The sequence below is a fragment of the Muribaculum sp. An289 genome (assembly GCF_002159555.1).
Lineage (GTDB): Bacteria > Bacteroidota > Bacteroidia > Bacteroidales > UBA932 > Merdivivens > Merdivivens faecigallinarum.
On record NZ_NFIV01000003.1, the window covers coordinates 152,933 to 175,498 of the forward strand.

Below are 22,566 nucleotides of genomic sequence, written 5' to 3' on the forward strand. Positions count from 1 at the left end.
TAACTCGCTTTTGAGGGGTGTGCGGACATGGTCGAAAGCGAGTTGTGTTTTCTTAAATAATTGATTATCAATCATTTGTAAATATTTTACTCGCTTCAAGCATTTGCCACACTCCGGAAGTGCAAATCGAAGTGCAAATTAATCAAATTCATTTGCTTTGCTCTCGGCTTTTGAGTATATTTGCCTGCGTACTAAAACATAAGCCGTTTTGAACATGGTTAAAAAGGAGTGTTTATGAAACGGTTTGTCTTGATTCTATCGTTTTTCATTGCGGCCTGTTTTCTGATGTCCGGTCAGACTGTATCGGCCGCGGAGATCTCGGAGGACGATGCCCGTCCGTCCATTGCGCATGATACCGGCACTGAAGGTGACAAGGTGAAGTATGCCGGAAATGCCGCCGTTTATGTCAATTATATAGGAATCGCTTTCAGTACTACTCATGGCGTTATTTTCCCGTCCTGCAATATTTATGTCGGAGGCAGTGCGGAGTATTCCTACAATTGGGGCTATAATTACACTGATTTCGCGGCGGAAGGAAGATGGTTCTATCCGCGCAGGGGGAAAGTACAGGGGTATATAGGCCTTGAAGCCGGAGTATCTGTGCAGTTGCCGGGCATTGTATTCGACTCTGCAAGCGGAGATAATGTGTATAATACATGGAGAACATGCTTTTTTGTCCGTCCGGCTTTGGGCATGGCCGTGAATTTCAGAAAGGTGTCGTTGGATATCGGTTTCAAATGCGGCTTTTCGCCCCATGTAATGCTGTATAAGGGCGGGAATTATTATTGGCATCCGATTCCCGCTTTCGGTATCGGTCTGTGGTTTTAACCCGGCCTTATTGCGCAATAATAAGAAGCCGACCTCAATAAACACTTTGAGGCCGGCTTCATTTATGTCCTTTATCCGGGAAGTCCTACATCCCGAAGGAAAACATGTTGATGCAGTCGTATACGGAACTTACGATTCCGAGCACCAGTACTCCGGCAAGGCAGACGAGCAGGCCGATGCGCGTGCTGCAATCGCTTCTGAATGCGGCTATAGGGCTGTCATTCCGGTTGATGAACATGGCCTTTACTACAAGCAGGTAATAATACAGCGAAATCACCGTATTGATAAGTGCTATGAATACGAGGATGTGGAAACCTTGCTCGAAGGCAGCCGCGAAGATGAAGAACTTCGAGAAGAAGCCTGCGAAAGGCGGTATTCCTGCAAGTGAGAACAAGGCAAGCATCATGACGACTGCAAGCTTCGGATTGGTCCTGTAAAAGCCGTTGTAATCGTCCATTCCGACTTTCCCCCCGCTGTTCTGCTCGACAGTGCCAATCACTCCGAAGGCGGCGAGGTTGGCTGCCATGTAGACGAGTATGTAGAAAATCAGCGATGTCATTCCTATCGCGCTTCCACTGATTACCGCAAGCATGATATAGCCGGCCTGCGAAATCGATGAAAAGGCGAGGAAGCGTTTCAGGTCTTTCTGGCGTAGTGCGAATAGGTTGGCCACCGTGATGCTGAGCACTATCACTATCCAGAGCATCAGCTGCCAGTCATGTACCATAGGTGCGAAGACCTTCATGAGTATCACCATGAGGGCGAAGGCCGCCGCTCCCTTGGATATCACGGAAAGGTAGGATGTCACGGAAGTAGGGGCTCCCTGATATGTGTCGGCTGTCCACAGGTGGAACGGCACGAGGGAAATCTTGAAGCCGAGTCCCGAGAAGAAGAACACCATCGCCATTATCTGCAACGGGCTTCCGTCGATGTGCGCCGTCATGTCGTTGAAATAGAGCGTACCGCAGGTGCCGTAGAAAAACGATATTCCGAACAGCATCAGTCCGCTTGCGAACAATGCGCTGAGGATGTATTTGGCTCCGGCTTCCGCCGAATTGTTCTTGTATTTGTCGAAGGCCACGAGGCAGGCCATAGGGACTGATGCGAGTTCCATCCCGAGGAAGAACATCAGGAAGTGCCCCGCGCTTATCATGAAATACATTCCAAGAAGCGTGGAGAGGGTCAGTACGTAGAATTCGCCCCTTTTGAATTCGGTGTCGTCCCTTCTGAGCCAGCTGTCCGCCTGCAGGAACACAATCAGTGTCCCGACCGCAAGGATGCCCTTCAGTATGTTGAATACGGGGGTGTAGACAAACATCCCTCCGAAAGTTTCCCCGGTCCCGTCATGATACGGTACTATGGTCGCCGCAATGAAGGCGGTCATCAGCACGCACATTACAGGGTGGAAGAAACGGCGCCCCCTTTTCCCTGAAATCAGGTCATACAGGAAAACTGTCACAATCACCGCTATGAGGGCGATTTCCGCATACATGTATGTGAATATCTGTGAAAAATCCATATTCATTTTAATTCAAAATATGAGCGATTATACTTGTTACACTGTTGCTGATCATGTCATTCATCCAGATAGGGTAGAGGCCCAGCCCCGCGATTGCTATCACGAGTACCGTTACGGCGATACGCTCGTCCCAGGTGGCATCCTTGAGTTTGAGATGCTCCGGATTGTTGCATGTGCCGTAAAGTATTTTTCCTATCAGACGGAGGATGTACACTGCCGTTATTACTATCGACGTGCAGGCTATTATCGTAACGACCCTGTGGAAGGTGTCGTGATTCATGAACGCGCCGTTGAAGATTGTCATTTCAGCCACGAATCCGCTGAAGCCCGGAAGTCCGAGGTTGGCAAGTCCGGCGATGACATAACCGACCGAAAGGAACGGCATGACTTTCATGAGCCCGCTGAGTTCCCGGATGTCCCTCGTGTGTGTCCTTCCGTATATCATTCCGATAAGGGCGAAGAAGAGGGCCGTCATGAGTCCGTGGCTCAGCATCTGCATTACTGCTCCGGTGGCGGCCGTCGTGTTCATCATCAGGATTGCGAAGAGCACGAGCCCGCAATGCGATACGGACGAGTATGCATTGATGTATTTCAGGTCCGTCTGCACACAAGCGGAGAATGCGCCGTAGACTACGGAAATGGTTGTCAGGATGATGAATATCCAGCTAAGCTGCTGTGCGGCTTCCGGAAGCAGGTACATGGCTACGCGGAAACAGCCGTATCCGCCGAGTTTCATAAGGACTCCGGCATGTAGCATGGAAACCGCCGTAGGCGCCGATGCGTGGCCGTCCGGGCTCCATGTATGGAACGGGAACAGGGCTCCGAGCACACCGAAACCGATGAATACTATAGGGAACCAGATTCTCTGGAGAGACAACGGTATATTGTGCAGTGCGGCAATCTCCGTTATGTTCATGGTAGTGCCGCCGGAACCGAAATATATTCCGAGTATGCCAATCAGGATAAGGGCGGAACCTCCCATGAGCATCAGGGTGAGTTTCATCGCAGAATACTCTTTCTTGCCGCTTCCCCAGACTCCTATCAGCAGGTACATCGGTATCAGGGCCACTTCGTAGAACATGAACATCGTGAACAGGTCTACGGAAATGAAAAATCCGAATACACCCACGCTCAGCAGGCAGAACCACATGAAAAATTCCTTGACTTGCAGTTCCATCCTCCATGAGGCGAAAGTCCCGGTAAACACTATGACTGCCGAAAGCAGGATCATCGCTACCGAAATCCCGTCCACTCCAATGGAATAATGTATGTTAAGCGGCTCATACCACATACGGCTGTCGGTAAACAGCATCTCGGCCGTCTGGCCGTCCGCCCTCATCCCGAGATAGGCGAAGACGAGATATACGGCGAGAGCCAGCAGTACGGATGAACCTGCCACCATTACCGTGCGGATTTGCCTGATGTTTTTCGATATCCACAATCCGAGCATCATCAATAACGGAATTGCCGGAAAAAGTGATAATATATTCATAATCAAACGTCGGTTTAATCAATTAAAACAATAACAGTACGACAATGAGTCCGAGCGCTCCGCCAAGGAACCAGACAGTGTATTTCTGGATGTTTCCGCTCTGCATTCCGCGAATCGCGCCGGAAGCCGAAACCGTACCCTTGCCGAGCAGGTTCATGAATCCGTCCACCACATGGCGGTCGAACCATGCTATCGGTGTCGATATGCATGCGAAAATTATTTTATGAGTGACGAACTGATATATCTCATCGATGTAGAACCTGTGGTAGGCGGCCTTGTACAGTCCGCTGAATCTCGAAGCGAGCCCGTCGGCCACCTTCCTGTCTTCCCTCAGGTACATCCATGTAGCGAGGGCGATTCCGATAAAGGCTACGCAAAGGCTTATGCCAGCCACTGTCCAGTCTATGTGTATGTGGTATGCCTGCCCGTCGCTGCTTACGAATTCACCGAAAGGTATCCATCCGGCGACGAGGGTGACGGCTGCAAGGAAAATCAGAGGGACGGTCATCGATGCAGGGGCTTCGTGAGGCCTGTGCTCCGCATGGAGTTCCTTGTTCTCCTTGCCCCAGAATATGCTGTAGTAGAGACGGAACATGTAGAATGCGGTAAGGCCGGCTATGAATGTCATCAGTGCGCCCATCCACGGACTGAAATCGAAGCAGGCCGCAAGTATCTCGTCTTTGGAGAAGAAGCCGCTCAACGGCCAGATTCCGGCTATCGCAAGGCAGGCTATAAGGAAGGTAATGTGGGTGACAGGCATGTATTTCCTCAGGCCTCCCATTGCTGACATCTCATTCGAGTGTACCGCATGGATGATGCAGCCTGCCCCGAGGAAGAGCAGGGCCTTGAACATCGCGTGGGTGAAGAGGTGGAACATGGAAGCCATGTAGCCGAGACCTCCTTCATGAGGGTCCGCCGACGTACATACGCCGAGGGCCACAATCATGAAGCCTATCTGGGATATGGTACTGAATGCCAGTACCCTCTTGATATCGCTCTGGACACAGGCCACTATAGCCGCATACAGTGCAGTAAAGGCTCCGACGTATGCCGTAATATGCAGGACATCGGGAGCGTAGCCTATGAACAGCGGGAACATCCGGGCGACCAGGTATACTCCTGCGACGACCATCGTTGCCGCATGGATGAGTGCCGATACCGGAGTAGGGCCTTCCATGGCATCAGGCAGCCAGATATGCAGCGGGAACATCGCACTCTTTCCGGCACCTCCGATGAACATTAGCCCGAGGGCGAGAGGAAGCATTGTCTTGGCCATTCCGAGTGCCTCCGAGCCCGGCTCGAAGGAGAACGAGCCTGTATAGTATCCGTAAATGAGTATGCCGATGAGGAAGCCCAGGTCGGCGAACCTCGTTACTATGAATGCCTTCTTTGAAGCGGCAATGGCTTCTTTCTTAGTATAATAGAAGCCTATCAGCAGGTAGGAGCTTACTCCGACGAGTTCCCAGAAGATGTACATCTGGAAGATGTTGGTGGCCACTACGAGACCGAGCATGCTCATGGTGAACAGCGAAAGGAAGGCATAATATCTCTGGAAACCTTTTTCGCCCTTCATGTACCCGAAGGAGTATATGTGGACCATGAGGGACACCGTGGAAATCACGATGAGCATCATGACCGAAATAGGGTCGAGGAGAAAACCTATGTCGATATGGAGGTTTTCAGTGAACGGGAGCCATACGGCATTCCAGGCGACCTGCGTAGGGAAAACACCGCTTGCATCCCTGCCTGCGCCGAAATATGATATGGCCGTCCAGTAGCTGAGAAAAGCCACGGCCGCGGTTACGATGGTTCCTATCCATCCTGCGACTGAAGGTTTCAGCCTTTTTCCGAGCAGGCCCGTAAAGACGAAGCTCAGAAGAGGAAGCAAAAGTATCAGAATCGTATATTCCATAATCTCCGTTTTCCTTTGTTAAACTGTTACCACTTCATGTTTTTCAGATTTTTCACCTGAATGTTCCGCACGTTGCGGTATATGTTTATGATGATGGCTATAGCCACGGCGGTTTCGGCCGCGCTTATTCCGATTGCGAACATGGTGAAGAAAAACCCTTCCAACTGTCCCGGAAAGAGGAAGCGGTTGAAAACGACGAAGTTTATGTCTACGGAATTCAGCATCAGTTCTACGGAAATCAGCATGGCGAGAAGGTTGCGCCTTGTGAAAAAGCCGTAAATGCCCACGAACATCATTATCGTGGAGACTATCAGATAATATTCCATTGGTATCATAATGAATCCTCTTTTATCGGTTTAACGTTTTCTCGCTATCATTATTCCTCCTATCATGCAGGCGAGGAGCAGGATGCTTATCACTTCAAAAGGAAGCACATAGCCGTTTTTCCCGCTTTCCATCAGAGCGTGTCCTATCGTGCGGACCGGAAGTTCTCCGTGCTCGAATACCGAAGGAACGAACCTATGCTTCAGTAATACGAACAGGCAGATGGCCAGGCCCGCCGCACTTGCTGCGAAACCTGCCGCGAACCGGCTTTTTTTCAGTTTTTCCGCCTTGTCGCCCTCGCTGGAAGTAAGCAGTATTGAAAATACGTAAAGTACGGTGATGCCGCCGGCGTAGATGAGCAGCTGTACCGCTCCGAGGAACGAGTAGTTGAGCTGGAAATATATGCCTGCGGTTCCGAAAAGGACGAAGAGCAGGTATGTCGCCGCCCTGAGTATCCTTTTCGTCGTTACGGCAAGGACGGCGCTTACCGTGATGAACAATGCAAGTATTGCGAATACAATCAAATCAAGTGTTATGTTCATGGCTATTGCTTATTCAGGATTTTGACGAGTTTTTCCCTCGTGAATACGGAATGTTCGAAATTTGTCGAAAATTTTATTGCATCATGAGGGCATACGTTGACACAAAGATGGCAGAACATGCACGAGCCGAGGTCATACTCGTATTTTACGAGCCTCTTCTTCGATTTTCCCGTCTCCGGATCGGTTACGGTTTCCGTGGTAATCCGGATTGTCCCATTTGGACAGTTCATCTGGCATAGCCCGCATGCGATGCATTTGTTGTTGCCGTTCTCGTCGTGGGGCATGGTCAGTTCTCCGCAGTATCTGTCGGACAATTTGAGCGTAGCCCTGTTTTCCGGGTACTGCTCGGTGATTTTTCTGGTGAAAAATTCTTTCCACGTGACTCCCATTCCCGTCAGGAGCGTTCCCAGACCGTGGAAAAGTCCTTTTATATAATTGCTCATGGTCTAAAAATGCAAATTGAATACAACAACTATTACCATCAACAGCAGGTTGGCCAACCCTATAGGAACGAGGTACTTCCATTCGAGGGTAAGTATCTGGTCGATTCTGAGCCTCGGGAAGGTCCATTTTATCCACATGAGAAGCCATACGATGAAGAATGCCTTGGCGAAGAACCAGACGAAGCCCGGAATGTAGTCCATTACCTGGTTGAATCCGTCGAGTCCCGGGATATGCAACGGCATCCAGCCTCCGAGGAAAATGGTTGCGGCGATGCTCGATACGATGAAGAGGTTGACGAATTCGGCGACGTAGAAAAGTCCGAAATGCATTCCGGAATATTCGGTATGGTATCCGGCGGTAAGTTCGGATTCGGCCTCCGGTAGGTCGAAAGGCCCCCTGTTCACCTCGGCATTGCCTGCGATTAGGTAGATGATGAATGCGATGATTGCCGGGATATGGCCTTTGAAAAGGAACCAGCCGTCAGCCTGCCGTGCCACTATTTCGGAAAACTGCATTGTGTCCGTGAGGACGACGACCGTAAGAATCGAAAGCCCTATCGACAGTTCGTAGCTTATCATCTGCGCTCCGCTTCGCATCGCCCCGATGAGGGAAAATTTGCTGTTCGAGCTCCAGCCTGCCAGCAATATGCCGACGACTCCGATGGAGGAGGCCGCTATGAAGAACAGGACTCCGACGTTGAAATCGAGAATCTCCATACCTTTATTAATAGGTATGCAGGCGAAGGCCATTACCGATGCAAGTATTACCATGTAAGGGGCGAGGTTGTAAAGGAACCTGTCCGAATGCCTTATCGTAATGATTTCCTTGGTAAGCATCTTGAAGACGTCGCAGAATACCTGCAACGAGCCCCATTTCCCGACCCTGTTCGGGCCGAGGCGGCACTGGAAGGACGCGCAGACCTTGCGCTCCATGTAAATCATTATGATGGCTATGATTACGTACAGCAACAGGAGCCCTATCCCTATTGCCAGACATTCAATGATTATGGCGAGCGTTTCCGGCATTACCGAAGTCAGCTGCCCGTGTATCCAATTTGTTACAACACCGAAATCAAACATATTTTCTGCTGTATTGTGTTTTTCATTTTAACTTCAGTTACCTGTCGATGTCCGGTACCACATAGTCGAGGGTGCCTCCGATGGCTATGAGGTCGGCGATTTTCGCGTTTCTCGATATCGTATCCACGCAGGAGACGAGAGGCAGGCCTGTGGAGCGGAATTTCAGCCTGTAAGGACTGCGGTCCCCCTTGCTTTCGAGGAACACTCCGAATTCGCCCCTGCTGCCTTCGACTGCCGAGTACCAACTCCCGACAGGCAGTTTTATGACAGGTTTTACCTTCATCTGCCATTCTCCCTCAGGGATGTTGTCTATGAGCTGTTCGATGATGTTCATACTTTCTTCTATCTCCTTCATCCTGACCATGTACCTGGCGAAGCAGTCGCCTTCGGTAAAGGTGATTTCCTTGAAGTCCACTTTGCCGTACATGGCGTACGGATGCCTTTTCCTGACATCGCAGGCCCAGCCGGAAGCCCTTCCGGTTCCTCCGGTCGCACCGAATGAAATGGCATCCTCGCGGCTCAGCACTCCCGTGCCTTCGAGCCTTTTGCGGGCGATGACGTTTCCGGTGAAGATGTCATGGTATTCCTTCAGCGCAGGCCTCATGTATTTTATGAATTTCTTCACGTTCGCCACGAAATCCGGATGTATGTCGGCCTGTACGCCTCCTATGGTGTTGTAGGTCTGGATAAGCCTGCCTCCGGTAGTCTGTTCGAGTATGTCGAGGATTTTCTCCCTGTCCCTGAAGCCGTAGAAAAATGCGGTGAGGGCTCCCATGTCCATGCAGAGGCACGAGAAGAACAGCAGGTGCGAGTCTATCCTCTGCAATTCGTCCATGATGGTACGGATATACTGTATCCTTTCCGAAACTTCGAGTCCCATCGCCTTTTCGATGCACATGCAGAGGGCATGCCTGTTCTGCGATGCCCCGAGATAGTCGAGCCTGTCGGTGAGGGCGAGTGTCTGCGGATAGGTGAGGGATTCGCACATTTTCTCGATACCCCTGTGGATATATCCGCAATGGACGTCTATTTTCCTGATGATTTCGCCTTCGAGTGATACGAAAAACCTCAATACACCGTGGGTGGCCGGGTGTTGAGGGCCTATGTTTATGATGTATTCTTCGTTTTCCCAGAGGGGCTTGTTCTTCAGCGTGAGTCTTCCGTCTTCGGCGATGTCGTATTCCGGAGCCTCTTCCGTATCCTCCTCGTTTTCCATGTTCAGGGGATTGGAGGACATGTCGTAGTCCTTGCGGAGAGGGTAGCCCTGCCAGTCGTCCCTGAGATAGAGCCTTCTCAAATCGGGATTGCCGGTAAATTTGAGCCCGAAGAAGTCGTATGCCTCCCTTTCATTGAAATGGGCGCCTTTCCACAAATCGTGTACGGACGGGATGCTTGCATTCTCCCTGTCCGGATTGACGGTCTTCAATACAATGTTTTCACCGGTGGCCGTGTTTTCCAGATGGTACACGCATCCGAGGCCTTCTTCGCCCCAGTCCATGCCGGTAAGGCTGCGCAGGAAATCAAAGCCTTCCTCGTTCCTGAGCCGTTCCGCCATGTTCCTGAATGATTCCACAGGAATGCTGAACATGCCGTCTCCGGCATCCGACCATACGGCGGCCGGCTCTATGGCGGTTATTCTGTCTTTTATGGTTTCCATCATATTTTTACGCTAATCCTGATTCATCATAATTTTCAGCCTGTTCCGGTTTGATAGGCTCTTCCCTCATCAGCCTTTCGTATTCCTTTTCGCTGATGCCTTTGTTGAGCCCTCCGAGGAACCGCTGTGTCTTTACTTTCCTCTGGAGCTGCATCAGTCCGTACAGCATCGCCTCCGGGCGAGGAGGGCATCCTGGAATGTAAACGTCCACCGGAAGTATCTTGTCCACTCCCTGCACCACGTGGTATGATTTCTTGAAAGGACCTCCGCTTATGGCGCATCCTCCTGTCGCCACCACATATTTCGGGTCTGCCATCTGGTCGTAGAGGCGTTTGAGCACCGGTGCCATCTTGTAGGTGATTGTGCCTGCCACCATGATGAAGTCGGCTTGTCTCGGCGAGGCCCTGGTCACTTCAAACCCGAAACGAGCGAAATCGTATCTTGCGGCTCCGACAGCCATGAATTCGATGCCGCAGCAACTTGTCGCGAAAGTGAGAGGCCACAGGCTGTTGCTGCGCCCCCATTCTATCACGTCGTCGAGACATCCTATTATGACATTCGTGCCGTTCTCACGCAATTCCTTGAGCATGTTTTCGATATACTCATTGTCGTTGAAATCCTCATATTTCATCGACTTTATCTTGACACTTCTTTTCATGTTTTCTCTCCTTTAATAAAATATTCCGAAATGTCATTTCCATTCGAGCGCCCCTTTCCTCCATGCGTAGGCAAGCCCGAGCACGAGTATGAGAAGGAAGAACAATACGCTTATCAGGCCATATACGCCCAAATCCTGTACTACGACGGCCCATGCGAACAGGAATACGGTTTCCACGTCGAACATGAGGAAGAGGATTGCGAAGAGATAGTAACCGACCTTGAACTGCATCCATGATTTTCCTTTGGTAGGGATTCCGCATTCGTATGCTTCGCCTTTCTGGGGATTGTACGACCTCGGGGCTATGGCTTTTGCTATTCCGACGGCCAGTGCGGTCAAGCCTATGGCTATCAGTATGACAACTACCAATAATGTGAAATTCATAACATTATAATTTTTATCAAAATTTTTTGAAAAAAAGCGGTGCAAATTTACACAAAAAAGAATATTTTTGTGCCGATTATTGAAAATTATTGTTGAAACTAACAGTTGACGTATGAAAACAGATTTGTCGAAATTGCTTTCGATTTCCGGCCTCAGCGGCCTTTATACTTATCTCGCACAGGTGAAATCCGGTGCATTGGTGGAAAACATCGAGACTAAAAAGAGAAGCTGCGTGGCCATGAACAATAAAATCAGCGCCCTCGAAGACATATCGATATATACCGATGACGGAGAAACAAAACTGTCGGATGTCCTGCTTAAAATGAAGGAAAAGCTCGGGGACTCTCCGGCTCCCGCTTCAAAATCCGACCCTTCCGTGCTCAAAAAGTTTTTCGGGGAAGTGCTTCCTGATTACGACAGAGACCGTTTTTATGTATCGCACATGAAAAAAGTGGTAGACTGGTACAATATCATCGCCAGGAACGCTTCGTTCGATTTCGGAAAAGAGGAGGATGCTTCCGAGGGGCAGGAGGACGGTGCCTCCCGTGAAGAGGGGGCTTCTGACGGTAAATGAGCAGTGTAAAGGTAATAACGCTCGGCTGTTCGAAAAACAGGGTGGATTCCGAGCATCTTATGAGGCAGCTTCAGGCTGCTTCATTCGAAATCATACCCGAGGAAGACGGCCGGCCGGCGGACATATTGGTCCTCAATACCTGTGCTTTCATCCAGGATGCGAAGGAAGAATCCATAGCCGCGATTTTCGATGCGGTGGACAGGAAGAACAGGGGGGAGTCGTCGCGTGTCTACGTATTCGGTTGCCTTTCACAGCGATACGGGAACGAATTGCGCGGATTGATACCCGAAGTGGACGGATTTTTCGGAGCTTCGGACAAGGACCTTGCCCTGATGACGGAGGCCCTCGGCGGGCAATACGACCCGGCGCTGGCGCAACAGCGTTACCTTACCACACCAGGACATTACGCATATCTTAAAATCTCCGAAGGCTGCGACCGCAAATGCGCATACTGTGCGATTCCGGGAATACGCGGCAGGCATGTGTCCGTGCCGATGGACGAGCTTGTCGAAGAGGCTCGGCTGCTGGCCGCCAAGGGAGTGTGCGAACTGATAGTCATTGCCCAGGACACGACCTATTACGGGCTCGACCTGTATGAGAAACGCATGATAGCGCTGCTTCTGCACCGCCTTTCCGAAATTCCGGGCATAAGGTGGATAAGGCTGCATTATTCATATCCGAACGCCTTTCCGGACGACCTCTTGGACGAGATGGCCTCGAATCCCAAGATATGCAAGTATCTCGACATTCCCCTACAGCACTGTTCTACAAAGGTCCTCGGGAAGATGCGCCGCAATATCACGGGAAAGGAGACGTCGGACCTCATAAGGAAAATCCGTGAAAGGGTTCCGGGAATAGTGCTGCGCACCACATTGATTGTCGGACATCCCGGCGAAGGAAAGAGGGAGTTTGCCGAACTCCTCGATTTTGTCCGTGAAATGCGTTTCGAAAGGATGGGAGCCTTCGCATATTCGGAGGAAGATGGGACATACGGGGCTGAAAACTACAAGGATTCGGTGTCCCGCAAGGAAAAGCTCCGCCGTCTCGACGAGCTTATGTCCCTCCAGCGCGGGATTTCGGCTTCCTGCAATGCCGCCCGCATGGGAACCAGGACGACCGTAGTTGCGGATGCCGTTGCCGACGGATATTTTGTATGCCGTTCAATGAATGAAAGCCCGGAAGTCGACGGTGAGATATATGTCGAAATTCCCGAAGATGAAAAAGAAGCTGCCGTTTCCGGTAGAATAGGCAAGTTTTTTGAGGTGGAAATCCTCCGTGCCGGCGATTACGACCTGTACGGAAAAATTATTTAACGGAATTTATATGGGAAAGAAAATATTTGCGAAAATTGCGTTCTGCGTGGCGGCCTTGTCGCTTGCCGTTTCATGCGGGCCTGCCTCATACCGTTTCGTCATGGAGCGGAGCGAACCTTCGGAGTCCGGTTTCAACCTTTCGGGAAAAAGCATATCCGTGGTTTATGCCTATCCCGGCGAGCCTTATGCCGATTCGTTGCTGGCGGCAGAGATAAGCCAGGGTTTCGTTTCGGAAATGGAAGGGGATTATTTTCTCGGGGCGGATGCCATGCCGCTTTTCAATGTAAAGGCGCAGGCCGGAGCGGATTATGCGGACAAGGATTCGATTGTGGGCCTTATCATGGACACGGAGTCCGATGTCGTCTTCATGTTCCATTCGTTCTCGACAGGGACACTGGCCGTTTCCTCTGCCAATGTGGTGGAATTGCCGTTTACCGCGCGGCTTTCCGTCTACGATTCCATGTCGGAAACGGATACTGTGAAGAATTACGATTTCAGCGATTCGTTCCTGTGGAGCGTTGCGGGAGGAATGGACAGGGAGTCCATGGAGCAGGCCGTCATCAAGGATTTGCCTAACGCGGCCTTCAGATTGGGCGGCGAGATTGCTTCGTCATTCGCTCCCGGCTGGAGGGAAGAGTATTATACCATCATTCTGTACGAGAATGACGGTGCATGGATGGATGCTGCCGAAAATGCGGTCTTCAATATGGATTGGGCCGGAGCCATAAAGGTCTGGATGAAAAAGGCCGATACCGGAGACATACGGAAAAGTTCTTCGGCGGCGTACAACTGCGCCCTCGGCTGCTATATCCTCGGACAGACGGAACTTGCGGAAAAATGGCTGGATTACAGCGATTCCCTGTACAAATTCACGGCTTCTTCCACCCTGCGCAACAGAATCGATGCCGCGAAGTTGAGATGACATGCCGGCCGCTGTCCGGTTATAAGGTATTCAGTGTCTGCTCCTTGATTTTTTCAAGCTCGTCTTTCATGCGCACGACGGTCTTCTGTATTTCGGCATGGTTGGCCTTCGAGCCGAGCGTGTTGATTTCACGCCCCATTTCCTGGGCGATGAAGGCGAGCTTCTTGCCCGGATTTTCTTCATTGAAAGTCTCGATGAAATATTTGCAGTGCTGGCGGAGCCTTACCTTTTCCTCGTTTATGTCCAGTTTTTCTATATAATAGATGAGTTCCTGTTCGAGGCGGTTGCGGTCGTAGTCCACCGGGAGGTCTGCGAGTTTGGAAACTATGCGCTCGCGTATTGCCGATATGCGCTCCTGCTCGTGTTTTTCTATCTCGTCCACGAAGCCGAGGATGTTCGAAACCCTTGTGGAGAAATCCCTTTCAATCGATGCCCCTTCGGCAGTGCGGTATTCGTCCAGCCTGTCGGCGGCCTGGGAGATGCAGGCTATCAGCTGCTGTTTTCCTTCGTCGTCGGGCTCGAATTTTTTCACCTCGATTACATCCGGCATTTTCAGGAGGGCCTGTAGCATCTCTCCCGTGTCCTGCCTGCCGAAAAGTCCGGAAAGGTCTTCTCTTGTCGAGAGTTTCCGCAACTGGCCCCAGTATGCGGCCAGTACGTCTCCGTTTATCTCCTTCGTGTCCGGCGAAGCGGAATTGTCCGCCGTGACGAACAAATCGATGTTGCCCCTGTACAGTTTTTCCGCTATGAGCGAGCGGATTGCGGTTTCCGTCTCCTTCGGTATTATCTGCGATTTGAGGCTTATGTCCGCACTTTTTCCGTTAACGCTCCTTATTTCGATTACGAGTTTCTGCCCGTTCACTGTGCATTCGGATTTTCCGTATCCGGTCATCGATTTTATCATGTCCCTAATGAATATTTGATTGATTCGTCTTTTGATTAACGCGCAAAATTACGAAAACAATGCGTATATTTGCATGTTTATTCGTTAAAATATTCGATTATGACTGATGAGACTGCCGGCATGAATGCCGCCGAACCGCGTAACCTTAATTTCATTGAAGAAATCATCGAGAACGACCTCGCCTCAGGAAAATACGAGAGCATAATGACCCGTTTCCCTCCGGAGCCCAACGGGTACCTGCATATCGGGCATGCCAAGAGCATCTGCCTGAATTTCGGTCTTGCGAAAAAATACGGAGGACGGACCAACCTGCGTTTCGATGACACGAATCCCGTAAAAGAAGATACCGAATATGTGGATTCGATCAAGGAGGATATAAAATGGCTCGGTTTCGAGTGGGCCGGCGAGTACTATGCATCAGATTATTTCGAGCAGTTGTACGAATGGGCTGAAGACCTGATAAGGAAAGGCCTTGCTTACGTGGACGACCAGTCTCAGGAAGAAATACGCGCCGGAAGGGGCACGGTGAGCACTCCGGGAATTGAAAGCCCGTACAGGAACCGTTCTGTCGAGGAAAACCTGCGCCTTTTCAAGGAGATGCGCGACGGAAAATACGCCGATGGCGAGAAGGTGCTCCGTGCGAAAATCGACATGGCGCATCCGAACATGCTTTTCAGGGATCCTCTGATGTATAGGATCATCCATACTTCGCACCACCGTACCGGGGACAAATGGTGCATATATCCGATGTACGATTTCGCCCATGGGCAGTGCGACTCGATAGAGCACATCACCCACTCGATATGTACTCTGGAATTCGACGTACACAGGCCCCTGTACGACTGGTTCATAGAAAAACTGGGGATTTTCCCTTCGCATCAGTACGAATTCGCCCGTCTGAACCTTACATATACCGTCATGAGCAAGCGCAAGTTGCTGGAACTCGTGAAGAACGGTTATGTCAGCGGTTGGGACGACCCGCGCATGCCGACCATCTGCGGCATACGCAGGCGCGGTTACACTCCGGAGAGCATACGCATGTTCGCCGACAAGGTAGGTGTGGCCAAACGCGAAAACATAATAGATTTGCAGTTGATGGAATGGTGCGTAAGGCAGGATCTGAACGAGCGTTCTAACCGTTATATGGCAGTGCTTGACCCTGTGAAACTGACCCTGACCGATTGGGAACCGGGCAAGGTGGAATGGTTTGAAGTCCCGCTGAACCCTGCATCACCTGACGGGCCTTTCCGCCGTGTGCCTTTCAGCGGCGAGCTTTACATTGACCGCGACGATTTCATGGAAGAACCTCCGAAGAAATATTTCCGGCTCCGTCCGGGCGGGGAGGTACGTCTGAAATATGCCTATATAGTAAAATGCGAGGAGGTCGTCAAGGATTCCGAAGGCAATATAGTTGAACTCAGATGTACGCATGATCCGGCTTCGAAACCGGGAGGAGGCGAATGGCGCAAGGTGAAGGGAACCATACACTGGGTTTCGGTGCCTCATGCCGTAAAAGTGGAAGCCCGCATTTACGACAAGCTCTTTACGGAGGCGCAGATGGGTCAGATTCCTGAAGGCAAGGATTACAAGGATTATCTTAATCCGGATTCGCTTCTGGTACAGGAGGCCTATGCCGAGCCGGCATTGCTCGACGACACGTCCGGCATCGCCGTGCAGTTCGAGCGTATAGGCTATTTCTTCAAGGATCCTGACTCAACTCCTGAAAAGGCTGTGTTCAACAGGACCACTACATTGAAGGATTCCTTTAAAATAGAATAGTCAGGAACAACAAGCTAAGCGGCTTAAGGCCGGTCCGCCGGACCGGCCTTTTTGTGCTCCCTGCAATACGCCGAGATGCCGCATCCGTCGCATTTCGGCTTGCGGGCCGTGCAGACATAACGTCCGTGGAGGATGAGCCAGTGATGGGCATCGGCGCGCAGTCTTTCCGGAAATCCGGCCGTAAGGTCGGCTTCGACGGCTTCCACGGTCTTGCCGTCAGAAAGTCCGATACGGCGGGCTACCCTGAATACATGGGTGTCCACGGCTATGACGGGTTTGCGGTAGATGATGGAGGCGACGACATTGGCCGTTTTCCGTCCCACTCCCGGCAATTGCTGCATGGTTTCCACATCTTCCGGTATGATTCCTCCGAAGCGTTCCGTCAGCATCCTGGCCATGCCTATGAGGTGGCGGGCCTTGTTGTTGGGAAAGGAGATTGAACTTATCAGCCGCAGGACTTCGTCGAAATCAGCCCCGGCCAGAGAAACGGCATCGGGGAACCTCTTGAAAAAAGCGGGGGTTACCATATTCACCCTTTTGTCCGTACATTGGGCGGACAGTATTACGGCTACGAGGAGTTCGTAACCGTTCATGTAGTCGAGCTCCGATTTGGCTTCGGGCATGTTCGCCTGGAACCAGCCCGTTATGCCTTCATACCTTTCCTTCCTTGTCATAATATCTCGAAATCGATTTCCCTTGCCGACTCCAGCTCGTGACAGGTTTCATTTTCGCAAATCATCATTTTGGCCGGAAAGTCCTCGCAGAGACGGCGGTTGTGGGTTACAAGCAGTATCGCGGTGTCAAGCTCCTCGTTCAGTTTTTTCAGGAGGAGCATGATGCCGTTGGCGGTTTCGCTGTCCAGGTTCGCAGTCGGTTCGTCCGCAAGTATGATTTCCGGATTGTTGAGAAGGGCCCGCGCTATGCAGATGCGTTGCTGTTCCCCTCCGGAAAGCTGGTGCGGCATCTTGTGCATCTTGCCTGTCATTCCCACGGCATCGAGAACCTCGATTATCCGGCGTTCCTTTTTCCCCTTGTCTTTCCAGCCTGTGGCTTCGAGGACGAATCGGAGGTTTTCTTCTATGTTCCTGTCCATCAGCAGCTGGAAATCCTGGAACACCACGCCCATTTTCCGGCGCAGCATCGGTATTTCCTTTTGGGTAATCTTCCGCAGGTCGAAACCGAGAACGCTCGCATTGCCCCTTTTAATGGGATTGTCCGCGATTATGGCTTTTATTATCGAGGTCTTGCCTGTCCCCACTTTCCCGAGAAGGTACAGGAATTCTCCCGGACGGATGTCCAGGTTGAGGTCATGGATGACCGTCAGGCCTCCTCCTCCGATGTCGGCATGTGAAAAACTTATTATTGGAGATCTTTCTTCTGGCATAACTGGTGTAAAAATATGTTGAAAGTGTTTTCGTTTGGGCAAATATAGCAATATTTCGTTATTTTTGTAGTTTGTAACGTGATTACTATGTTTAAGGTTTTGTTCAGAAGGATTTTCACAGCGTTTTTGGCTGTTTCCATATTGTCCGCGGCGCTGTTGCCGGCATACGCTTCGGAGGGGGATTCGCCGGGAAAGTTCCGCCGTGCGGTCAGACTCTATGACAAGGGGGCCTTTGCGGCCGCAAAGGCCGAGTTCGCCCTGCTTCTCCGGGATGACCCGGAAAACGAGGCGGTGGCTTCGTATTATGTGCTGAGTTCCGTCAGGGCCGGAGACCCGGGGGCGGAATACGGGGTAGAGGCGTTCAGACACAATTTTCCGGATTCGAAGTCAGTTTATCTCATGACTTATTATCTGGCTTACGGCCGTTTCGACTCCCAAAGGTATGAGGACTGCATCTCCATGCTCGGAAGCTTGGACACAAGGTCCCTGCCTGCCGGTGAACGCGACCGATGCCGTTTCATGCTGGCCTATTCGTATCTGGCGGAAGGGTTTTACGAGGAGTCCGAAACCGTTTTCAAGGAACTGTCGGACAAGGGTAAGAGGGAACTCGGCGGCCTGTATGCCCCGGTAAGGTATTCCCTCGGCTATCTTTCATACCGGAAAGGGGATTTTTCCGGGGCCCTGCCTTATTTTGAAGAAAGTTATTCCGATGCCCGTTTCCGCGGCCTGTCGGCATATTATATTACTGAATGCAACTATATGCTCGGGAATTATGCCGAGGTGGCCAGGACGGGCAGCCGTGGTTTCGGCCTGCTGACAGGCGAATATATGAAAAATGCCGCGAGGATGATTTCCGAATCCTATATGGTGCTGGGAAAGACCGAGGAGGCGGGAGAGTTCTACGAGCGTTTTTCCGAGTCCGCCGACGATTTCGGAAGGGACGACTACTATTCCGCCGGAATGGTGGCATACAGGCTGAAAAAATACAAGGATGCTGTCGAAGCCTTTGCGAACGTGCTTCCCGGAGACGATTCGATAGCCCAGTCGGCTTCATATTACCAGGCCTATTCGTATATACAGACGGGCAACAAGCTCGCGGCCCTCGATGCGTTCAGGAAGGCGGCTTCCATGGATTTCGATGCCGACATGAAGGAGGACGCGATGTTCAATTATGCGAAACTCGTTTTCGATGTGAACAAAGACATTTCCGGTTTTAATGCATATCTCGATGCGTACAGTTCTTCTTCCCGCTCCGATGAAATATATTCGTACATGGCTTCGGCGTACATGCTCGACCGCAATTATGCTTCTGCCGTAGATGCGTATATGAAGATAGGCACCCTTACGGTATCGGCAAGGGAGGGCTTCCGCAGGGCCCTGTTCCTCCGTTCGATGCAGCTCGTGTCTTCGGGGGCCTACAGCCAGACGATACCGCTGTTGAAAAGGGTTTCCGCCCTTGCAGGAGGGGACAGGCTTGCCTTTCTGGCCGATTATTGGCTTGCCGAGGCATATTACAGGAATGACATGTTCGACAAGGCCCTGGAGATAAACCGCACCCTTGTTTCCGACGGGGCGTACTCCTCGTTACGGGAGTTCGGGATGCTGGATTACAATATAGGCTACAATTATTTCAAATTGGAAGATTATCCGTCCGCCGAAAAATATTTCCGCCGGTTTTTGGGGGCTTCGCCTTCCATGTACCGTAGGGAGGCGCAACTGAGGCTTGCCGATTGCATGTTCATGCAGAGGAACTATGCCGGTGCCGCGGAGGCTTATGAGGCATGCGCCGCCTCGTTTTATGACAGGACCGACATTTACCCTCTGTACCAGTCGGCCGTCTCTTACGGGCTTATGGAGATGGATGCCAAGAAGATAGCCCTGTTGGAAGAGGCGAGGGGGTATTCGCCGGATGTAAAATACTATGATTATGCGATGTTCGAGCTCGGACGTTCATACGTGAAGATAGACGATGATGAAAAGGCGGAGGATGTTTTCATGATGCTGAAGGAAAACTCTTCGGACAGCACGATGATTGCCGCTTCGACCGTGGAGCTCGGCTCGCTGTACAGGAACCGTCTCGAATATGGGAAGGCCCTGGAGTTCTATAAGGAAGTGGTTTCGGAAATGCCGGCCTCCGTATACTCGCAGGATGCCCTTGCTGCCATAGAGGCCATCTATACGGCTTCCAACGACCCTCAGGGATATCTGAAGTATATAGACAGCATGGGCAAATCGTATCTGAAATCCGAAGGGGAAAAGGAGGAGATGGTCTTCAATGCGGCCGAGCAGCTTTTCCTCAAGGGGGATTATCAGTCGGCCCTCGTTTCATTGGCGGACTATCTTGAAAAATATCCTTCGGCCTCGAAACGGTCACAGGCCTATTTCTATATCGCCGAATCCCATAAGGCTCTCGGCCGTTATGAAAAGGCTTTAGACGCATATTACAAGGTGATGCAGATAGGTGAAGGAGCTTTTGCGGAATCGGCTACCGCAAACTATGCGGGGATTTCGTACAGGCTTGAGCGTTATATGCAGGCATACGAAGGTTTTTCCACACTTGCGGAAATAGCCCGCCTCGACAACAACAGATATGCCGCCCTGCTCGGGCTGATGCGTTCGCTGTACAAACTTAACGATTACGAAAGGGCCATTGATGCCGCGGCCGATCTTGAAGCTTCGCCTTATTGCGATGCGGCCGCCCTCAGGGAACTGACCTATATCAAGGCCAAGAGTTACATAGCATTGTCGGACCGTAACTCGGCCGCTCCATTGCTTGCGGCCCTTGCCGAGGAACCTGGCACTCCAGAGGGTGCAGAGGCTTCCTACCTCATCATCCAGGAGGTCTATGATTCCGGTCGTTTCGAAGATGTGGAACAATTGGTTTATGATTTTGCGGAAAAAGCCGGAGGACAGGCATATTTTCTCGCCCGGGCCTTCGTGGTGTTGGGCGACTCGTTCGCCGAGCGGGACGAGTGGGAGCAGGCCGAAGCCACTTTCCGCAGCATTCAGGAAAACTACAAGGCTCCTCAGGGAGGAGATGATATCGAGGCCCAGGTGAAGATGCGTCTGGACATGATGGAAGAAATGGGATTGTTGAAAAATTGATCGGGTATGGGAAAGAAAAATATTATAAGGATATTGTCGGTTTGGATGTTTGCGGCCGTGTTGCCCGCGGCGGGTTTCCCGGGGCAGGCTTCGGCCCAGTCGCTCAATCCTACAGTAGAGGTGACACGCCGTTTCGAAACCTCCTTGAAGGAGATTCACAAATCGCCGCTGGCGCTGTCCGCCCTCGACTCTTTGATGTCGGGAACATTGGATTTCGATTATTCGGTTTTCGACCGGGGGCTCGGTGAAGGACGGAAGTTCATCCCGAATGCCTTCGGGGCGGTGAACCTGCCATCGGGGAAAAAAGAACCGGTTTTCCTTTTCGATGCCGGCCTGGGTACGGGTGCGGCGTTTCCGTTCCTGAGCCATGCCGCCATGGATCTTGCCCTGCCCATTGGGAAAAACTTTTCACTGGCGGTGTATGGCAGCCACAGGGGGTATTTCGGGAATCTCAGCCAGCTGTCCTTCGATACGGGAGTGTCGGAAAAGACAGGTGTCGAATATAACGATGTCATAGATATGGGCAATTCGGCGGGAATCTCCGGCAAATATTCGTGGAAGACGGGGGCTTTCCGATTCGGTGTGGATTATTACGGGATAATGTCGAGACAGTCCGCCGCAAGAAGGGACTTCAATTCGCTGTCGGGTACCATAGGGGTTTCTTCGTGCAGGACGGATGCGGATTATTTTTATTACAGGGCCGATGTCGGCTATTCGTATTCGGATGACAGGTATTCATATCCGGGGGCTGCCGTATCCGGCATTATAGAAAACAAGGCGGATGCCCTGGTTTCCATCGGTCCGGTCTTCAGGCGCCATCACGGGGTGATTGCCGATATCGGGCTGCGTTTCGCCGCCTATTCCGGATATCGCGACCTTACGGTTGCGGCCGTGGATTTTGTCCCGCGTTACCATTATTCGAAGGGGAGGTGGAATATAGCCGCAGGCGTGCGTTTTTCGGTGTGCTTCACCGATGCGGCGGCCTCTGCCGCCATGCCTGACGGAACCAACGGGACGAACTGGATTTTCCCTTCCGCAGATGTCAGCTTCATGGCCGTAAAGGATTATCTGTGGCTGGGAGTCGCGGCCGACGGCGGCAACGGTCTGAACCGTCATTCGGAGCTTGTCGAAAAATATCCTTTCCTTGCCCCTGGCGGGATTTACGGGTCTTTCCAGAATTTTACGGTAACTCCTTACAGACTGTCTTTCAAACTGTCGGGCCGTGTCAGGTCGTGGCTCTCCTATGAAGCCCACGTGAGGTACGGCAGGCAGAGGGGCATGGCGACATTTGCGATGGCGGACGCCCTTACCCCGTATATGTCCTATACGCTCTCTTCGGATTTTTTCAATGCCGGGACTTCGCTGTCTTTCAGTTCGAAGACTGTCAAAGTGGAGGCCGGTTTCGAGTATGACGACTATTTCAATGTCCGTGGCAACGGCAATGAGCTGCTTCCTCCCGCGGTCAGGGGTAATGGCTCTGTCGAATACAACTGGAGGCAGCGGGTTTTCATTTCCGTGGGGGCGGTTTTCTCGGGAAAATGGGGGACGGCGCCTTATGTGATACCGGCATGGGTGGACCTCCGCGCCGAAGTCGAATACCGTTTCAATGAAAAATTCTCTGTTTTCGTGTCGGGAGGGAACCTTCTGAACGATACGATTCAGTACCAGCCTTTGCAGGCGGTGTCCGGAATTAATTTTATGGCCGGAATCGGCTTGAAATTGTAAGATTTTTCGTATCTTTGCCTG

The 22,566-nt window shown here is 51.4% G+C and carries 20 protein-coding genes; 7 read left to right on the forward strand and 13 right to left on the reverse strand.

Features of this window, described 5'->3' with window-relative positions; all coding sequences use genetic code 11:
* Positions 1–234 precede the first annotated feature (234 nt).
* The gene (locus B5F83_RS03535) at positions 235–828 is read left to right on the forward strand and encodes a hypothetical protein (protein ID WP_143822450.1); all 594 of its coding nucleotides are present in this window, start codon (positions 235–237) and stop codon (positions 826–828) included.
* Positions 829–913: 85 nt separating this feature from the next.
* Here the strand turns inward: B5F83_RS03535 and B5F83_RS03540 are convergent, their stop codons facing one another.
* The 10 genes from B5F83_RS03540 to ndhC all read right to left on the reverse strand — a co-directional run bounded on the left by B5F83_RS03540 (position 914) and on the right by ndhC (position 10,839).
* Positions 914–2,347, reverse strand: a complete 1,434-nt coding sequence (locus B5F83_RS03540) for an NADH-quinone oxidoreductase subunit N (RefSeq protein WP_087276784.1) — start codon at positions 2,345–2,347, stop codon at positions 914–916.
* Positions 2,348–2,354: 7 nt separating this feature from the next.
* Positions 2,355–3,839: an NADH-quinone oxidoreductase subunit M gene (locus B5F83_RS03545; RefSeq protein WP_087276492.1), complete on the reverse strand. Its 1,485-nt coding sequence runs from the start codon at positions 3,837–3,839 to the stop codon at positions 2,355–2,357.
* A 22-nt stretch (positions 3,840–3,861) separates the two neighbouring features.
* On the reverse strand, positions 3,862–5,751 hold the full coding sequence (gene nuoL, locus B5F83_RS03550; protein WP_087276490.1) for an NADH-quinone oxidoreductase subunit L: 1,890 nt from the start codon (positions 5,749–5,751) through the stop codon (positions 3,862–3,864).
* Between the two features lie 26 nt (positions 5,752–5,777).
* Entirely contained in the window at positions 5,778–6,086 is a 309-nt protein-coding gene (gene nuoK / locus B5F83_RS03555) for an NADH-quinone oxidoreductase subunit NuoK (RefSeq protein WP_087276487.1), read from the reverse strand.
* A 21-nt stretch (positions 6,087–6,107) separates the two neighbouring features.
* Positions 6,108–6,617, reverse strand: coding sequence for an NADH-quinone oxidoreductase subunit J (locus B5F83_RS03560; protein WP_087276484.1), 510 nt, complete (start codon positions 6,615–6,617; stop codon positions 6,108–6,110).
* Positions 6,618–6,619: 2 nt separating this feature from the next.
* A complete protein-coding gene (locus B5F83_RS03565; protein ID WP_087276481.1) occupies positions 6,620–7,060 on the reverse strand; it encodes an NADH-quinone oxidoreductase subunit I in 441 nt (146 codons plus the stop codon).
* A 3-nt stretch (positions 7,061–7,063) separates the two neighbouring features.
* On the reverse strand, positions 7,064–8,140 hold the full coding sequence (gene nuoH / locus B5F83_RS03570) for an NADH-quinone oxidoreductase subunit NuoH (RefSeq protein WP_087276478.1): 1,077 nt from the start codon (positions 8,138–8,140) through the stop codon (positions 7,064–7,066).
* A 37-nt stretch (positions 8,141–8,177) separates the two neighbouring features.
* On the reverse strand, positions 8,178–9,728 hold the full coding sequence (locus B5F83_RS03575; RefSeq protein ID WP_239383818.1) for an NADH-quinone oxidoreductase subunit C: 1,551 nt from the start codon (positions 9,726–9,728) through the stop codon (positions 8,178–8,180).
* Positions 9,729–9,804: 76 nt separating this feature from the next.
* Positions 9,805–10,455: an NADH-quinone oxidoreductase subunit B gene (locus tag B5F83_RS03580; RefSeq protein ID WP_087276472.1), complete on the reverse strand. Its 651-nt coding sequence runs from the start codon at positions 10,453–10,455 to the stop codon at positions 9,805–9,807.
* A gap of 33 nt (positions 10,456–10,488) precedes the next feature.
* Positions 10,489–10,839 carry an NADH-quinone oxidoreductase subunit A gene (gene ndhC, locus B5F83_RS03585; protein ID WP_087276469.1) on the reverse strand — a complete coding sequence of 117 codons (351 nt, stop codon included), beginning with the start codon at positions 10,837–10,839 and terminating at the stop codon, positions 10,489–10,491.
* 112 nt (positions 10,840–10,951) lie between these two features.
* Here ndhC and B5F83_RS03590 point away from each other — a divergent pair, with 112 nt between their 5' ends.
* The 3 genes from B5F83_RS03590 to B5F83_RS03600 are packed head-to-tail and all read left to right on the forward strand — an operon-like array spanning position 10,952 to position 13,648.
* On the forward strand, positions 10,952–11,413 hold the full coding sequence (locus B5F83_RS03590) for a DUF5606 domain-containing protein (protein ID WP_087276466.1): 462 nt from the start codon (positions 10,952–10,954) through the stop codon (positions 11,411–11,413).
* Positions 11,410–12,726 (forward strand): 30S ribosomal protein S12 methylthiotransferase RimO, encoded by a 1,317-nt coding sequence (gene rimO, locus B5F83_RS03595; protein WP_087276464.1) that lies wholly within the window; start codon positions 11,410–11,412, stop codon positions 12,724–12,726. Before B5F83_RS03590 ends, rimO begins: the two co-directional genes overlap by 4 nt.
* A gap of 10 nt (positions 12,727–12,736) precedes the next feature.
* Positions 12,737–13,648 (forward strand): DUF6340 family protein, encoded by a 912-nt coding sequence (locus tag B5F83_RS03600; RefSeq protein ID WP_087276461.1) that lies wholly within the window; start codon positions 12,737–12,739, stop codon positions 13,646–13,648.
* 19 nt (positions 13,649–13,667) lie between these two features.
* Here B5F83_RS03600 and B5F83_RS03605 read toward each other — a convergent pair whose 3' ends face one another.
* Positions 13,668–14,552 (reverse strand): YicC/YloC family endoribonuclease, encoded by an 885-nt coding sequence (locus B5F83_RS03605; protein ID WP_087276458.1) that lies wholly within the window; start codon positions 14,550–14,552, stop codon positions 13,668–13,670.
* A gap of 99 nt (positions 14,553–14,651) precedes the next feature.
* On the opposite strand from B5F83_RS03605, the gene B5F83_RS03610 reads away from it, so the two are divergent.
* Complete coding sequence (locus tag B5F83_RS03610; protein WP_239383814.1) at positions 14,652–16,331, forward strand: glutamine--tRNA ligase/YqeY domain fusion protein; 1,680 nt, start codon at positions 14,652–14,654, stop codon at positions 16,329–16,331.
* 23 nt (positions 16,332–16,354) lie between these two features.
* Here the strand turns inward: B5F83_RS03610 and nth are convergent, their stop codons facing one another.
* Entirely contained in the window at positions 16,355–17,005 is a 651-nt protein-coding gene (gene nth / locus B5F83_RS03615) for an endonuclease III (protein WP_087276455.1), read from the reverse strand.
* Positions 17,002–17,715 (reverse strand): ATP-binding cassette domain-containing protein, encoded by a 714-nt coding sequence (locus B5F83_RS03620; protein ID WP_087276452.1) that lies wholly within the window; start codon positions 17,713–17,715, stop codon positions 17,002–17,004. The genes nth and B5F83_RS03620 overlap by 4 nt, the downstream gene beginning before the upstream one ends.
* Before the next feature lie 87 nt (positions 17,716–17,802).
* Between B5F83_RS03620 and B5F83_RS03625 the strand changes: the two genes are divergently transcribed.
* Positions 17,803–20,820, forward strand: coding sequence for a tetratricopeptide repeat protein (locus tag B5F83_RS03625; protein WP_087276450.1), 3,018 nt, complete (start codon positions 17,803–17,805; stop codon positions 20,818–20,820).
* 6 nt (positions 20,821–20,826) lie between these two features.
* Complete coding sequence (locus tag B5F83_RS03630) at positions 20,827–22,545, forward strand: hypothetical protein (protein ID WP_087276448.1); 1,719 nt, start codon at positions 20,827–20,829, stop codon at positions 22,543–22,545.
* Positions 22,546–22,566 lie beyond the last annotated feature (21 nt).

Bases quoted from the DNA above. Each gene is read 5' to 3' on its own strand.
- B5F83_RS03630 (WP_087276448.1), top strand. From the start codon at position 20,827: ATGGGAAAGAAAAATATTATAAGGATATTGTCGGTTTGGATGTTTGCG.
- nuoK (WP_087276487.1), bottom strand. From the start codon at position 6,086: ATGATACCAATGGAATATTATCTGATAGTCTCCACGATAATGATGTTC.
- B5F83_RS03620 (WP_087276452.1), bottom strand. From the start codon at position 17,715: ATGCCAGAAGAAAGATCTCCAATAATAAGTTTTTCACATGCCGACATC.
- nuoH (WP_087276478.1), bottom strand. From the start codon at position 8,140: ATGTTTGATTTCGGTGTTGTAACAAATTGGATACACGGGCAGCTGACT.
- B5F83_RS03590 (WP_087276466.1), top strand. From the start codon at position 10,952: ATGAAAACAGATTTGTCGAAATTGCTTTCGATTTCCGGCCTCAGCGGC.
- B5F83_RS03545 (WP_087276492.1), bottom strand. From the start codon at position 3,839: ATGAATATATTATCACTTTTTCCGGCAATTCCGTTATTGATGATGCTC.
- B5F83_RS03600 (WP_087276461.1), top strand. From the start codon at position 12,737: ATGGGAAAGAAAATATTTGCGAAAATTGCGTTCTGCGTGGCGGCCTTG.
- B5F83_RS03610 (WP_239383814.1), top strand. From the start codon at position 14,652: ATGACTGATGAGACTGCCGGCATGAATGCCGCCGAACCGCGTAACCTT.
- nuoL (WP_087276490.1), bottom strand. From the start codon at position 5,751: ATGGAATATACGATTCTGATACTTTTGCTTCCTCTTCTGAGCTTCGTC.
- B5F83_RS03580 (WP_087276472.1), bottom strand. From the start codon at position 10,455: ATGAAAAGAAGTGTCAAGATAAAGTCGATGAAATATGAGGATTTCAAC.
- B5F83_RS03605 (WP_087276458.1), bottom strand. From the start codon at position 14,552: ATGATAAAATCGATGACCGGATACGGAAAATCCGAATGCACAGTGAAC.
- B5F83_RS03575 (WP_239383818.1), bottom strand. From the start codon at position 9,728: ATGTTCAGCATTCCTGTGGAATCATTCAGGAACATGGCGGAACGGCTC.
- B5F83_RS03565 (WP_087276481.1), bottom strand. From the start codon at position 7,060: ATGAGCAATTATATAAAAGGACTTTTCCACGGTCTGGGAACGCTCCTG.
- rimO (WP_087276464.1), top strand. From the start codon at position 11,410: ATGAGCAGTGTAAAGGTAATAACGCTCGGCTGTTCGAAAAACAGGGTG.
- B5F83_RS03535 (WP_143822450.1), top strand. From the start codon at position 235: ATGAAACGGTTTGTCTTGATTCTATCGTTTTTCATTGCGGCCTGTTTT.
- nth (WP_087276455.1), bottom strand. From the start codon at position 17,005: ATGACAAGGAAGGAAAGGTATGAAGGCATAACGGGCTGGTTCCAGGCG.
- ndhC (WP_087276469.1), bottom strand. From the start codon at position 10,839: ATGAATTTCACATTATTGGTAGTTGTCATACTGATAGCCATAGGCTTG.
- B5F83_RS03540 (WP_087276784.1), bottom strand. From the start codon at position 2,347: ATGGATTTTTCACAGATATTCACATACATGTATGCGGAAATCGCCCTC.
- B5F83_RS03625 (WP_087276450.1), top strand. From the start codon at position 17,803: ATGTTTAAGGTTTTGTTCAGAAGGATTTTCACAGCGTTTTTGGCTGTT.
- B5F83_RS03560 (WP_087276484.1), bottom strand. From the start codon at position 6,617: ATGAACATAACACTTGATTTGATTGTATTCGCAATACTTGCATTGTTC.